Here is a 13,820-nt window from a genome sequence, read left to right as displayed (position 1 = left end):
CTACTAGTACACATATAGTTATAACCTAAATATACAATGCTTTGTGTGAAATATTGCTCGGATTTAACCCATAAAAAAAGCCGCTAATAAGCGGCTTCCATGGATAACAACAGAGGTTAGGCAGAAAATGGATGATTCAAAACAATAGTTTCATTTCTGTCAGGACCCGTTGAAATAATATCAATGGGGACACCCGTTAGCTCTTCTAGACGTTTGATGTAATTTTTAGCCGCTTGAGGCAACCCATCATAACTAGTTACACCGTAAGAGTTTTCGCTCCATCCGGGCATAGTCTCGTAAACAGGCTTGATTAGGTCGTAGTCGTCAGCTGCCATAGGTGGAAAATCTTTTATGCTGCCATCTGCATGCTGATACCCAGTACAAATGTTCAACTCTTCCAAGCCATCTAGCACGTCAAGTTTGGTTAGACAGAACCCCGTAATGGAGTTGATTTGGACTGCGCGTTTCATTGCAACGGCATCAAACCATCCTGTGCGGCGCTTACGACCGGTAGTCGCACCAAATTCGTGTCCTTTCACGCCTAAATGTTGGCCTACTTCACAATCTAATTCAGTAGGAAAAGGACCAGAACCCACTCGAGTGGTATAGGCTTTTACAATACCGAGCACATAATCTAAGTTAAGAGGACCAAAACCAGCGCCAGTAGCAACACCACCTACAGTCGTATTTGAAGAGGTAACATAAGGGTAAGTACCGTGGTCGATATCTAACAAAGTACCCTGGGCACCTTCAAACATAATGGCATCACCACGTAATCGGGCTTTATCCAATACGTCGGTCACATCCACCACCATGGCTTTCAAGATGTCAGCCACCGCAAGAGCATCTTTCAATACGGTTTCATAATCTACAGGGTCTACTTTGTAATAATTAGTCAATACAAAGTTGTGGTACTCAAGAATTTCTTTCAATTTAACCGCAAAATCTTCTGCGTTAAATAAGTCACCGACTCGCAGTCCACGTCGAGAAACCTTGTCTTCGTATGCGGGACCAATACCACGACCAGTCGTACCTATTGCTTTAGCACCACGCGCTTCTTCCCGTGCCATATCTAAGGCAATATGATAGGGAAGTATTAAAGGACAAGCTTCACTAATAACCAAACGCTCTTTGACCGGTATACCGCGATCTTGGAGCATTTTCATTTCTTTTAATAAAGCCTCTGGGCTTAACACCACACCATTACCTATGACGCAGGTAACGTTGTCACGCAAAACACCTGAAGGAATTAAATGCAGGACGGTTTTTTCGCCATCGATTACCAGTGTATGACCCGCATTGTGTCCGCCTTGATAACGGACCACATAGGTCGCTTGATCTGTGAGTAAATCTACTACTTTACCTTTACCCTCGTCACCCCATTGGGTACCGAGCACTACAACATTTTTAGCCATTGAAGAAAACTGTCAGGAAATTAGGCGTGGATTCTACCAAAATTTGTGCTGATAAATCATCCGTTTTTTCAATTTCTGAGGGGTTTATTGCGAACTTATGACAATTTTTTATTAAAAACCGAGTTGAAAGGGGTAAATCAATAGATTTGTGCATTATTAGGGGATTATTTTCCGACTAAAAAGAATAAGCTAATTGCACCTACAATTACCATCACACCGCCAATAGTGCGAAGCTGTTCACTTGGTTGAGTGGCGATTTGATATATGTAACTTTTCCACCGCTTGGGGAACAACATAGGCCCAAGCCCCTCAATTACGAGTACAATGGAAAAAGCGATAAGTAGAGTACTGCCCAAAGTCACTTCCCAATATATAGTTGATATTTAAAAACTGAGAGTATTTGCTTTTTTAACCCTCAGAGAATAATAGTGTCAATAATTTGCGACACTAAGTATGCCTTATATTGGTAAGAATAGGACAAAGTCATTATATTAAATTGGAATTAAAACTGCTCACCTTATACATATACATCAACTATTTGCGGTGAGTTTGTGTACCCCTTCAGGGTTAAATTTGTAGCCCACTCCCCAAACGGTCTGCACAATCAGTGGTGAAGTTGCATCTTGTTCTATCTTTGCGCGAAGACGATTTATGTGGGAATTAACCGTATGTTCATAACCACTATGATGATATCCCCATACAGATTCAAGTAATTGGCTGCGACTGAATACTTGATTCGGATGACTGGCTAAATGCAGCAACAACTCAAATTCAGTCGCCGTGAGATCCAAAGGGCTGTTGTCAAACAGCACTAAGTGATTTTTTTGATTGATCACTAAACTACCAATAGACAGTGGTTTTTCATTTTCAGATTCGGTTTTACGACCAGCATCCGCCAAAAGAGCAACTTTTCTGAGCTGTGAACGCACCCTAGCTTGTAATTCCCTGACACTAAAAGGTTTGGTCATGTAATCGTCGGCACCTAGCTCAAGACCCAGCACCCGATCAGTTTCAGAATTCTTTGCAGTCAACATGATTATGGCTTGTTGAGGCTTCTTATCCCTAACCTGACGACAAATATCTAAGCCACTAATCTGAGGCAACATAACATCCAAAATCATCAATGAATAATCATCATTTAATGCTGATTCTAAAGCAGCCTTGCCGTTATCAATATGGGTGGTTTCAATACCTAATTCAGATAAATTGAGTCGAATTAAGTTTGCGATATCTTTATCGTCTTCTACCAAAAGCACATTATCTGTCATCGTAAATTACCTAAAAAGTCAGTTAACTTTAGCGAGGCTCGATTAACTAAAGTTAACTGATTATCGCTTTACTATTCGATCCGAGTCACACTAATGGTTATAACCGGGTTGTCGAATTTATGTTGTGAGTCCAACACTGAAGAAGCTAAGTTGTCTGAAGACGTTACTACACCTGGGTGAGCGGCGACATAATCTACGTCATCGCGGGCATCTTCAAAACCAACACCGCCATCAGCCGGGCCAGGAATTGTTCCAGCCGCTTCCGAGTTCCCCTCAGTTCCCGCATCATAAGCAGACATTGAGCGTTTCCACGAATCTCCGACCGCTAATTCAGACAAGTCCCAAGCATTAAGACCGGTAAAAGCATCATTTGTATTCACTAACATTGTAGCAACAGTTAACTTGGCATCCGTTATATCTTCAATCGTCACCTCAAAGGTTTCACTTCCACCAGGGCCAATGGGTGCTTCTCCAGAAGCAGAGGCTAAAACCATAGGTAATCCGAGCAAGCCTGAATTGTCTCCAGATTCAGCCATGGTTTCCAGCTCAACGGATGCTGACTCACCAATCATCCAGAAATTGTCATCAGCGTGCAACATGACTGCCACTGGTGATAATGGCTGTCCATTGGTTAGGTTAGTTACGGTAACTTGATATGTCACATCCACAACCTCAGGTACAACTAGCGTTTCCGGATCATCGTCGTCATTACAAGCGGCGAGTCCTAAAGTCAGAGACGCAACAATTGCTAATCGTAGTGGCTTATTTTTAAATAATTCCAACATTACAGCCTCCTAGTTTACGGTTACTGTTACTTTGGCAACTGGGTTCAACCAACGGTGAATACTATTCACCATGTCACTGGTTCCACCGCTAGCTTCATCATCCCCTATATTCCCGCGATGAATATGAACTGTCGCATTCGATTCTTCACTGGTAACCCCGGAGCCGTCGCTACCTAATAGCGGATCAAGTGGAGGAGGGACAGGCATACTAGTACGCAATTCATCATTTGCTTCAGTGCCTGCATCGTATGCGTTCAAATAGAAAGTATAGGTTCCTGCTTCACTTGGAATTGACCAATTGTCCAGTCCAACAAAACCATCATTTGAAGGTAATATCATCGCTGTGATAGATAACACGGTATTAGAATCATCTGTCATAAGCGCAGTGCTAGTCGACATTGATGGGGCAAGTAAGCCACCGGCAGGGTCTGCAACCATATCAGCATTTACAGATGTGCCAATGGTCATTAATCCATCCAAACTGCCCATTTCGGCCATAGCTTCTATTTCCGCAGAGGCAGTTTCACCTAATTCAAACAAGCTCGCATCTGGAGTGTGTGCAGCCACAAGTATGGGAGTGAAGTATATGCCTTGGGTAAGGTTTTGGATTTCCACGCTAAGATCAGCAGACCATGCTGGTTGCATAGCGACAGTAAGTAGACTAGCAGTCAATATTTTAGTACTTGATTTCATAAATTTTCCTCGACAATTGGATTAGTTGACGAGAAGAATTGTGGACTCAAGTTATCCCAAAATTATCACGAAATAGTGACGAAACCTTAAAATAGACTGCAAATATGAGAAATTTCCAATGAATTTGCGAGCTTTATACTAACCCGGTTTTATTCAAACCAATTAGTTCGTTTATTTTGCAAACACCAGTCAATCATATCTTCAACGGCTATTGGACGGCAGACATGATATCCCTGAACCCAATCACACCCCCATTCTTTTAGTAATTCAAGACTCTGTTGATTTTCTACCCCTTCAGCAATTACCCCCAATTGAAAATTATGGGCTAACTCCAAAATGGTCTGCACAATTTGCTGGTCGCTGCTTTGGTCCACTAAGTTGAGTACAAAGCTTTTATCTATCTTTAATTCAGAAACCGGTAATTGTTTTAAATAGGCTAAAGATGAGTAACCTGTTCCGAAGTCGTCGATGGCGAGAGAAAAACCGACGTCTCTAAATTTATTTAATTCCACCACCGCTTTTTGCGGATCGGCGACTAAATCACTTTCTGTAATTTCAAAGGATAAACAACTCGCACTCACTCCGTAATTCTTTAAATGTTGTTCGATAGTCTCTAACAAACTAGGGTTAAGAATGTCTTTTGCCGATAAGTTAATCGCGATACAAATATGTAAACCACTGTCTATTACTTTTTTGGCGTCGACAATGGCTGAGCGAATAACGAAGTCGGTTACTTGGCCAATTAGACCCGCTTGCTCCGCTATCCCAATAAACTCATCAGGAGGCACAAACCCCAGAGCCGCACTATTCCAACGAATCAATGCCTCTGCATGAGTAATTTGACCTGAACTTAAATCTAATTTCGGTTGATACACCATTTTCAGTTCAGAGTGATTTGATATTAATGCATGTTTAAGCTCAGAGATTATGGCTAGTCTGCGGGTATAACGGTTTTCAAAATCTTGGTGATAACTGACTATCAAACTAGGCGAAGTACGAGCTTCATCCAGTAAGATATTCAAGCGCTTAAAAACACTTTCTGCATCTTCACAATTTTCGGGACAAGAGATAATACCTAGGGCCAACCTGATGTTCATAACCACATCATCGATCATAATGGGCGATTCAATCTCTTTTTGGATATCGGTTAAATTTTCCATGGAAATAGGTGATTCAGGGATCCATAAAAACTCACCGCCATTTAATCTTGCGCTCTGTCCTCCTAGTTGCCTGATTCTGCTCGCAACCGCTTGCAGACAGCTATCCCCATTTAGGAATCCAAAGGTATCATTAACACCACGAAAACCAAGAATATTAGCGCCAACCACCTGGAAATGTTGCTTCTTTGCAAACAACTCCGATATGACTTCTCGAATTTGATATCTGTTTTGCAAATCGGTCAACATATCATGACTTGCTTGATAACTAATTTGCTTTTGACGTTCGTGCACATTAGCCTGCATGGTCTTAAATGAACTGGTTAACGCATCTATTTCAAGGGTATTGCTCTTAATATCTATTGGCTGTTCATAATTCCCTGCCGCAATCTTGCGGGCTACAAAGGATAATTGACCTAAGGGCTTGGATAATCTTCGAGCGACTATTGCCCCAAAAAATAGCGCTAACAGCACACTTAACAAGGCAATTAGCGTAACTTTAATTTGTAATTGATTAAATTCGCCAAACAAGCGTTCAGAGTCTTCCGTCATCATTGCCCATATTTGACCGTTTTCTCGTTCTTTCAATAAAAAAGACTTAGAGATAAATTGCAGCTCTGGCGTAAAAGATAATTTAAACCAAGAAAGATCTTGGTTTTCGAGCATAACATTAGTGTCAAAATGTGCTTCGTTTAACGTTGATACCTGAAACACTTTTTGTTGGTTTTTCAAAACTCTAATGGTGGTATCTAACTGGGTAATAATCTTCATGGATTCAAGTAGGCTTCTATCTATTTCGAAACCCACCAGCGCTAAAGTTGGAACGCCTGGCACCCTAGCGTCCATTAATATCGCTTGATATAGCTTGTCGTTTATCAACAATATTTCACTGATAAAAAGCTCGTATTTAATTTGTTCAACCAATTGCGGAAAGGGGAAGCTACTGCCTAAAGCTAAGCGGTCTGATGTGCTGTTAGTGATTATTCCCTCTGGCGATATAAGCGCCATTAAATCAGCCGATATACGATTGCCGTGATTAACCAACACACTACCAATAGTGCGACTATCTTGTTCGCCGATAGCTTCCTTAAACCCATAATCTGAGATAAGCACTTTGGTTGAGCTAATTAACTGAGCCTCTCTGGCATCAAGCACTTGGGTAAATACTGATTCGGCCACTTTAAGATTATTAGCTAATTGCAACTTTGCTTGATCAATAGATGATATCCAGACATTCGCCAAAATGGCGATGGCACAGGGCAAAACCAATACACTCGATAACCTAAAAATATGTTGCTTTAGTGACTTAGCCGACATCAATTAACCATTTTTCCAAAAAACTCGTGGTTGAGCCTCAAAACTTCAAATATTCCCTCAGTTTACACAATAAATACAAAGCAACAATAAGCAACTTGGTCGCAGAATGTTTTGTTTAGACTAAAGATTAATATTACAACAGAATGGCAAGTACCAAGACGTTAGGTCAATTGACATCTAATCAGTCTTACCATTTTTCCCTAACAAATATTCCTCACCAGGGTTGACAACTAAACGCCCACTCATGGCTTCACGCCCTAACAGCATTAAATAGGTCATTTCCGAACGATCAGTAAGAGTTAAATGAATTTTCCAAGATGCGCCCGCCATTTCAATGCGTGTTTCAATTAAGTAGCGGCGTTCACGGGTCGCAGTAGAGCTTTTTACTTTGCGTACGGCCGTCACTTTCGCTTCACGCCGAACCGTTTCATTGACATCATGTATATCTGGATGAATATTGAAACTTACCCAGATTTCGCCATCTTTTGCAAACTCTTCAATGTCATCAACATGCAAAGATGATGTAGTCGCTCCGGTATCAACTCGAACATTCAAGTTCTGAATGGTTAATTCAGGTAAGTTACATAACTCTAAGGCACCTATCACTGGCATATTTTGGTATGTTTGCATCTTATATTTTTCCAACTAATAAACCATCGGCACTTCACCGAGTACCAAATTATCTTGCAGCATTTCTACATTTTCAGCCACCGTATCTGGCTTTTTAAAATAGGCGATGTGATACATGGCTTCACCTTCTTGAGCCAGCGGAATATTTTGTTTTCCAATCACAATACCTTCTGCTGGACACACAAGCATACCCAATTCATTGCCAAAGGGGTCGGCGATTCGAGCTAAGGGATCGCCTTTTTCCACATGATCACCTAATTGCGCAATATGCTGAACAAAACCACTTTCATGGGCTCTCACCCACCCACTTTGGCGTGCGATAAATTGCTCAATGGCATGTTCTTTTTTGGAGCTGCTTTTGTTCAACATGCCAATGTCTCGCATGATGTTAATGATACCTTTGACCCCAGCACGAATGGAAAACTCATCGTAACGAAGGGCTTGTCCGGCCTCATACAACACAACTTTCACGCCCAAATCAGCAGCAGCCTGACGTAAAGAGCCATCCCGGATGTCTGCATTGAGCATTACTGGCAAACCAAATGCTTTGGCCATTTTTAGCGTCTCCTGGTCATCCAGGTTTGCTCTGACTTGCGGCAAGTTACTGCGATGTATAGCGCCAGTATGGAGATCAATTCCCACATCACATTTACTAACAATCTCTTTTAAAAAAGTGTGTGCGATACGCCCAGCCAATGAGCCTTTTTTACTGCCGGGAAAACTGCGGTTCAAGTCACGTCTATCGGGTAAATAACGGCTTTGATTCAGTACCCCATACACATTTACCATGGGCACAGCAATCAATGTACCTCGTAAATTTTTAATTGAACGGTTTCTGATTAAACGCCCAACAATTTCAATCCCATTTAACTCATCACCATGAATTGCGGCGCTTACAAAGATAGTAGGCCCTGGCCTTCTACCCCGTTGCACGTAGACAGGAATCGACATATTAGTATCGGTATAAAGCGGAGGCATTTCGATATGCACATGCTTTTTCTCTCCAGCTCGTATAGCAACACCACCAATTATCAGCTCTTCCATCAGCCTTTACCTTTGGTTTTAGTACGATTGGGCTTTGCATTGTTTTCCAAAAAGGTAATTATCATACCCGCAACATCTTTATTGGTAGCCTTCTCAATACCTTCTAACCCAGGAGATGAGTTAACCTCCATTACCACCGGCCCATTGTTGGAACGCAATAAATCTACGCCGCACATGTTCAAGCCCATGGTTTTTGCTGCATCTACCGCCGTTTTGCGCTCTTCTGGTGAGAGTCTAACAATGGTTGCAGTGCCTCCTCTGTGCAGGTTTGAACGAAATTCACCATCTGCTGCCTGGCGTTTCATGGCTGCGATAACCTTTCCACCAACCACTAAACAGCGAATATCTGAACCACCGGCTTCTTTTATAAATTCTTGAACTAAAATACTGGCGTTAAGCCCCATAAAAGCTTCAATAATAGATTCCGCTGCTTTTTGTGTTTCAGCCAACACCACCCCGATACCTTGAGTTCCTTCTAATAATTTAATCACCACGGGGGCACCACCCACGTTTTTAATCAAATCATCAATTCGGTCAGGATGATTAGCGAAACCAGTGCGTGGCATGCCAATACCTTTACGGGACAACAATTGTAGGGAGCGCAACTTATCTCTAGAACGACTAATAGCAACGGATTCATTTATGGAAAACGTCCCCATCATTTCGAATTGCCTTACAACAGAAGTGCCATAAAACGTAACTGAAGCACCAATTCGTGGTATCACGGCATCATACTTTGGCAATGCGCGACCTTTGTAGCGCACTGATGGCCGACTACTGGTGACGTCCATATAACAATGCATGGTATCGACAATATCGACAGTATGTCCCCGCGACTCCCCGGCTTCCTTTAGCCTTTTGGTCGAATAGAGGTTAGGATTTCGCGATAATATTGCGATGCGCATTGTAAAACTCCGTATAATAAAGTGTGCCTATAGTACTTAGCTTTATCTAAACTACAAAGCACTATTAATGGGCTTATGATGTGATTTAAATGTGATGTTGCCGTTGTAAAAGAATAGTCGCTAAAAGACCTAAATACATCCTAAATTTGAATGTCTATTTGTCCACGTCAAAAATGCCACCAATAAACGCTTTGTACTAGCCTCCAGTGTCATGTAGCCTAGCAATCAAAACATCGTTAGGCTTGCAATCTGTAAATTGTATTAACCAAGGACAATCCACTCTTAACATGATCGAATTGATTTACCAGTATCGTTTAATTTCCACTTTGGCGGTTGCCATTGTGATGATTTCGTTCAAATATTTGCTCGTCAGCTTAGTGCGTAAAAGAGCAAAGAAAAAAGGCCAAGATAAGCGCTATCTAGTCAGCAATATTAAAAACTTACTGAATTTTATTTTAATTGTTTTGTTACTTAGTTTTTGGATAAATGAAATTCAAAATTTTGCCCTTTCAATCGCGGCATTTGCGGTGGCGATTGTGATTGCCACCAGAGAGTTTATTCAATGCATTATCGGGTTCTTTTACGTGATGTCTACTCGCCCCTTTAGAATTGGCGATTGGATTCAAGTTGACGGTTTCGCTGGTGAGGTATCGGCCATCGACTGGGTGAAAACGACCATGTTAGAAGTAGATATTGACCGCTATCAATACTCAGGTAAAACTCTTTATGTACCGAATAACAAATTAATTAGTAGCCCAATTAAAAACTTAAACTTTTTAAAGCGCTATGTAACCCATCACTTCACGATTACTCGCGATGAAGATATTAATCCGTACCTAATCATTGATAATTTGCGGGAAAAAGCCAAACACCAATGCGCAGATTTTTATGATGTCGCCACCCGTTACAATCAAATCATTGAACGACGCTTGGATGTATCAATACCAGGTCCAGAGCCTGTGATTGAAGTGTCTACAAATAACGTGGGGCATACTGAAATTCGCTGTACTATTTTTTGTCCGACCGAGAGAGCCATAGAAATAGAGCAAAAGATTATGCAGGAATTCATGGAGCTGTGGTTTATTGAATTTAATAAACTTCAACCATCAAGTCGTTAGCCTGATGGCGCAAATTCGCGGCGGGCGATATAACTATATAACCAACAATCTGAATCAATTAATGCTGATTTCTACTTGTTGGTTAAAAACTTATAGCCAACCCTTGTGGCGTAATATCAACATCTTTTGGCGCAATGTCACCAATCCCCATTTTAAGCTGATTGAAATCCACCAGCATAATCTCCGGTAAATTGCGGCCAATGGTTTGTTTAATCGTTCGGACTGCATGTTTACTGTCTTCCAGTTGATTTTCGAGCATAATGAAATCTTTGAGAATGGTTTTTTCAATTCTAAGCAATCGATTCAAAGGGTCATAATCAAATTTTCCCTCAATAGTGCCACGGGCAATAACCAATTTACCATCTTGTAAGGCCCTTATGCTTGTTGTGATATCGACGGTTTTATCCAACGCATCTAATTTAACCTTAGGGTCGTAAAACGTTGTTTCTATGCCCTGATATTCGCGAATAATTGGGAAACTAAGCAACAACACGGCATTTAGTTGCTTTTCTGACACAGTAAAAACAAAGGCATGACTTTTCAGCGAGGCAATAACCGCCATTACACCTAATATCATCATCAATCTTACTTTCACGGCCCTTCCTTTAAACTTATTTTAATCTGTTTTTTGTTAAGTGTTTTGCTCATTTGTAATGCTTATGCAGGAGGGTTTACGCAACCTTGATAATGTATTGTCAAATAGTCTCTTAAGATCGCAACTAAAGCCACAATATATATTGTTATTATATTCGTAATAGATGATGATCCCGCGACTATAATCAAGTGATGGATCCCTAGTCATTGTCATAAAGACTAAAACAGGGTGCCATTTGATATCCACTAATATTGATTCAATATAGGCAAGAAAACACCCAACTAACATATGCTCCATTAAATAAGCTGTATTGCGACGCAAAAGCTAACAAGGGCGAAAAGGAAACCGAAAAATGTCTAACGACAATTTACTTGATTCATCACAAACTAGTCTTATCTGGTCACTCTTTGTTGATGAAAAAGGGGGGAGTGGTGAAGGAAAAATTGCGGACATTTTCAATCCAGGTATCACCTCAGGCTATAACTGGGTTCATTTACAAGCAGATACCGAGGATGCTTGGGACACCATGAAAAAGCTGGGTTTGTCGGATGTAATTTGTGACTCATTATCGGCCTTAGAAACTCGTCCTAGAGCATTGCTGCAAAACGATGGCGTGTTAATTTATCTACGTGGAATAAATTACAATCCAGACTCAGATTTAGAGGACATGGTGTCGTTACGGATTTGGTTTAATGAACACCATGTCATCACCGCCCGTCGCAAGGACCGCAAGTTATTTTCTGTCCAAGATACCAGAAATATGATTGAAAGCGGTGATGCACCAACCGACACCGCCGATTTCATATTATTGCTCATTGGCAAAATTGCCAGCCGAATTAGTGAGGTAGTAGAGGCACTAGATGACGAACTTTCAACTTTTGAGTCTGAAGGCGGTCTGGAAAGTAGTGACCGATATACGTTGAGTTTAATACGCAGAAAGTCAGCTGCCGTTAGACGATATCTTGCGCCGCAACGAGATGCCCTAGATAGCTTATTTAGAATGGCTAAATTCTTTAGTCAAGAGCAGGCTTTCGAATTAAGGGATTTAACCGATCGAATGGCGCGTTATGTTGAAGATCTCGATCTAGCTAAAGAGCGCGCAATGGTTTTGCAAGATGAGCTCCGTAACCGTATTGCTGAGCAACAAGGAATGCGCATGTATGTATTGTCTCTAGTGACCGCAATTTTCCTACCCTTGTCATTTTTAACGGGTATATTTGGAATGAATGTTGCTGGTTTACCCGGTACAGAGGATCCAGAAGCATTCAACTATTTGGCAACTTCAATGCTAGTCCTAGCAATCATTATGCTGGCAGCCATGCTGTGGAAAAAATGGTTATAAATTAAGGTAGAAGTAAAATGGCAGAACAAATTTCCGATTTAATCCACGAAGCCGTCAATTTAGATGATGACGCTGATAGTGAGTTACTGCACAGTAAAATAGCCGTTCAAGACGAAGCTGATATTGCACTGCTATTAGAATCCTTACCTTTAGAACAGCGCCTTAGTGCCTGGCATGCTTTACCTCGACATAAACAAATTGATGTATTGGTAGAGATGCGCGGTGATCCCAGAGAGACTTTGCTAGAGGCCACTCCTTATGAGGAATTAGAGGACCTGTTTACCGATGTTGACGCAGAAAGCCTACTTGAATTATCTGACTCTTTGCATAGCCGTTTATTAGACCTTGCCCTAGAGGCCATGGATAAGAAACAACGGCAACTGTACGAGGGGGCGAATCAATATCCAGAAGAACAAATTGGTCATTGGCGTAATTCAGAGAATTTAATTTTACCTTTATCCGCCAAAGTCAGCGATGCCAAACGCTTTCTGCGCAGGGAAGTACCGGATTATGCAGACTGTATTTACTTGGTCAACAGAGCCGGACAATATTCCGAGGCCGTAAAACTTTTCAAAATTTACTCGACACCAGAGCACACCCCTTTAGCAGATATTGCAGAGGACGATATCACCATTGTTAAAGCCAATGATGATTGTAATAGCGCTGCGTTAAGTGTGCAGCGTTCGGGCTATACCAGCTTGCCACTAGTTGATGAAAACTTTAAGTTTTTAGGGCGTGTAGATATTGGTGCCGCCTGCGAATTGCTCAACGAGTCTTATGAACGCCAATTAATGGCCAGTGCCGGTATGGATGAAGATGAAGATCTTTTTTCTTCCGTACAAAAAAGTGCTAAAAATCGTGCATTGTGGCTAGGGATTAATTTACTGACTGCCTTTTTAGCATCATGGTTTATTGGTTTATTTGAAGCAACCTTGCAACAGGTTGTAGCCCTAGCGGTTTTGATGCCAGTAGTAGCAAGTATGGGAGGCATAGCGGGAAGCCAAACCTTAACTCTGATTATTCGAGGCTTGGCATTAAAACAAGTCAATGCTGCGAACTTAAAAGCACTATTAATAAAAGAGCTAAAAGTGGGTGGTTTAAATGGCGTAATTTGGGCTATCGTCATCGCCTCAGTTGCTTCTTATTGGTTTAGCAGTGCAATGTTAGGATTGGTTATCGGCTGTGCAATTCTAGTCAACATATGCGTGGCTGCATTGGCGGGTGTTGGAGTCCCGGTACTCTTAGATAAATTAAAACTAGACCCCGCATTATCTGGCTCAGTGATTTTAACAACTGTCACGGATATAGTCGGGTTTGTGTCTTTTCTTGGTTTAGGCGCACTCTTTTTACTGTGATAATTTGAATTTGAAGTGAGTTGTTAGCTTAATTGCTGATGAAATTGTCACGAATTTTGCTTAACCATAGCTTTGAAAATGACTAAATTATTTTTTCAGTCATGAAGTCTTATCAATTGGATTATTTATTTAGTGTTTAAAAAATTTAAAAATGCCTGGTTTTTGAGCTTATGTTTGACTTTCAGCAGTGGACAAG

General features: G+C 41.2%; 13 protein-coding genes. 3 read left to right on the top strand and 10 right to left on the bottom strand.

The genetic code is table 11. The features are described from left to right. Positions 1-116: 116 nt before the first annotated feature. The 9 genes from ACYVIL_RS07720 to rimK form a co-directional block, all read right to left on the bottom strand. The gene (locus ACYVIL_RS07720; RefSeq protein ID WP_460312094.1) at positions 117-1,415 is read right to left on the bottom strand and encodes an adenylosuccinate synthase; all 1,299 of its coding nucleotides are present in this window, start codon (positions 1,413-1,415) and stop codon (positions 117-119) included. A 164-nt stretch (positions 1,416-1,579) separates the two neighbouring features. After that, complete coding sequence (locus tag ACYVIL_RS07715) at positions 1,580-1,771, bottom strand: DUF2065 domain-containing protein (protein ID WP_303471461.1); 192 nt, start codon at positions 1,769-1,771, stop codon at positions 1,580-1,582. Positions 1,772-1,945: 174 nt separating this feature from the next. Then, the gene (locus ACYVIL_RS07710; protein ID WP_303471462.1) at positions 1,946-2,683 is read right to left on the bottom strand and encodes a response regulator transcription factor; all 738 of its coding nucleotides are present in this window, start codon (positions 2,681-2,683) and stop codon (positions 1,946-1,948) included. Between the two features lie 71 nt (positions 2,684-2,754). Then, on the bottom strand, positions 2,755-3,468 hold the full coding sequence (locus ACYVIL_RS07705) for a spondin domain-containing protein (RefSeq protein ID WP_460312093.1): 714 nt from the start codon (positions 3,466-3,468) through the stop codon (positions 2,755-2,757). Between the two features lie 9 nt (positions 3,469-3,477). Continuing rightward, positions 3,478-4,113 carry a spondin domain-containing protein gene (locus ACYVIL_RS07700; protein WP_460312159.1) on the bottom strand — a complete coding sequence of 212 codons (636 nt, stop codon included), beginning with the start codon at positions 4,111-4,113 and terminating at the stop codon, positions 3,478-3,480. Between the two features lie 197 nt (positions 4,114-4,310). Beyond that, positions 4,311-6,635 (bottom strand): EAL domain-containing protein, encoded by a 2,325-nt coding sequence (locus ACYVIL_RS07695; RefSeq protein ID WP_460312092.1) that lies wholly within the window; start codon positions 6,633-6,635, stop codon positions 4,311-4,313. Positions 6,636-6,812: 177 nt separating this feature from the next. Then, positions 6,813-7,265: an ATP-dependent zinc protease family protein gene (locus ACYVIL_RS07690; protein ID WP_460312091.1), complete on the bottom strand. Its 453-nt coding sequence runs from the start codon at positions 7,263-7,265 to the stop codon at positions 6,813-6,815. Positions 7,266-7,280: 15 nt separating this feature from the next. Then, positions 7,281-8,309 (bottom strand): succinylglutamate desuccinylase/aspartoacylase family protein, encoded by a 1,029-nt coding sequence (locus ACYVIL_RS07685; RefSeq protein ID WP_303471475.1) that lies wholly within the window; start codon positions 8,307-8,309, stop codon positions 7,281-7,283. After that, positions 8,309-9,214 carry a 30S ribosomal protein S6--L-glutamate ligase gene (rimK, locus tag ACYVIL_RS07680; RefSeq protein ID WP_303471478.1) on the bottom strand — a complete coding sequence of 302 codons (906 nt, stop codon included), beginning with the start codon at positions 9,212-9,214 and terminating at the stop codon, positions 8,309-8,311. The genes ACYVIL_RS07685 and rimK overlap by 1 nt, the downstream gene beginning before the upstream one ends. A gap of 287 nt (positions 9,215-9,501) precedes the next feature. Here rimK and ACYVIL_RS07675 point away from each other — a divergent pair, with 287 nt between their 5' ends. Further along, positions 9,502-10,332, top strand: a complete 831-nt coding sequence (locus ACYVIL_RS07675) for a mechanosensitive ion channel family protein (protein ID WP_303471480.1) — start codon at positions 9,502-9,504, stop codon at positions 10,330-10,332. Between the two features lie 82 nt (positions 10,333-10,414). Here the strand turns inward: ACYVIL_RS07675 and ACYVIL_RS07670 are convergent, their stop codons facing one another. Next, positions 10,415-10,927: a hypothetical protein gene (locus ACYVIL_RS07670; protein ID WP_460312090.1), complete on the bottom strand. Its 513-nt coding sequence runs from the start codon at positions 10,925-10,927 to the stop codon at positions 10,415-10,417. 352 nt (positions 10,928-11,279) lie between these two features. Between ACYVIL_RS07670 and ACYVIL_RS07665 the strand changes: the two genes are divergently transcribed. Further along, complete coding sequence (locus ACYVIL_RS07665) at positions 11,280-12,269, top strand: zinc transporter ZntB (protein ID WP_460312089.1); 990 nt, start codon at positions 11,280-11,282, stop codon at positions 12,267-12,269. A gap of 17 nt (positions 12,270-12,286) precedes the next feature. Further along, positions 12,287-13,624, top strand: coding sequence for a magnesium transporter (locus ACYVIL_RS07660; RefSeq protein ID WP_303471485.1), 1,338 nt, complete (start codon positions 12,287-12,289; stop codon positions 13,622-13,624). Positions 13,625-13,820: the final 196 nt, after the last annotated feature.

This window comes from Aliiglaciecola aliphaticivorans, assembly GCF_054782055.1.
This window is presented reverse-complemented; position numbering and strand designations above follow the sequence as displayed.

What these genes read in the sequence shown, in the direction of transcription:
- ACYVIL_RS07720 (WP_460312094.1), bottom strand. Translation starts at nt 1,415, where the DNA reads ATGGCTAAAAATGTTGTAGTGCTCGGTACCCAATGGGGTGACGAGGGT.
- ACYVIL_RS07710 (WP_303471462.1), bottom strand. Translation starts at nt 2,683, where the DNA reads ATGACAGATAATGTGCTTTTGGTAGAAGACGATAAAGATATCGCAAAC.
- ACYVIL_RS07705 (WP_460312093.1), bottom strand. Translation starts at nt 3,468, where the DNA reads ATGTTGGAATTATTTAAAAATAAGCCACTACGATTAGCAATTGTTGCG.
- ACYVIL_RS07700 (WP_460312159.1), bottom strand. Translation starts at nt 4,113, where the DNA reads ATGCAACCAGCATGGTCTGCTGATCTTAGCGTGGAAATCCAAAACCTT.
- ACYVIL_RS07695 (WP_460312092.1), bottom strand. Translation starts at nt 6,635, where the DNA reads ATGTCGGCTAAGTCACTAAAGCAACATATTTTTAGGTTATCGAGTGTA.
- ACYVIL_RS07690 (WP_460312091.1), bottom strand. Translation starts at nt 7,265, where the DNA reads ATGCAAACATACCAAAATATGCCAGTGATAGGTGCCTTAGAGTTATGT.
- ACYVIL_RS07685 (WP_303471475.1), bottom strand. Translation starts at nt 8,309, where the DNA reads ATGGAAGAGCTGATAATTGGTGGTGTTGCTATACGAGCTGGAGAGAAA.
- rimK (WP_303471478.1), bottom strand. Translation starts at nt 9,214, where the DNA reads ATGCGCATCGCAATATTATCGCGAAATCCTAACCTCTATTCGACCAAA.
- ACYVIL_RS07675 (WP_303471480.1), top strand. Translation starts at nt 9,502, where the DNA reads ATGATCGAATTGATTTACCAGTATCGTTTAATTTCCACTTTGGCGGTT.
- ACYVIL_RS07665 (WP_460312089.1), top strand. Translation starts at nt 11,280, where the DNA reads ATGTCTAACGACAATTTACTTGATTCATCACAAACTAGTCTTATCTGG.
- ACYVIL_RS07660 (WP_303471485.1), top strand. Translation starts at nt 12,287, where the DNA reads ATGGCAGAACAAATTTCCGATTTAATCCACGAAGCCGTCAATTTAGAT.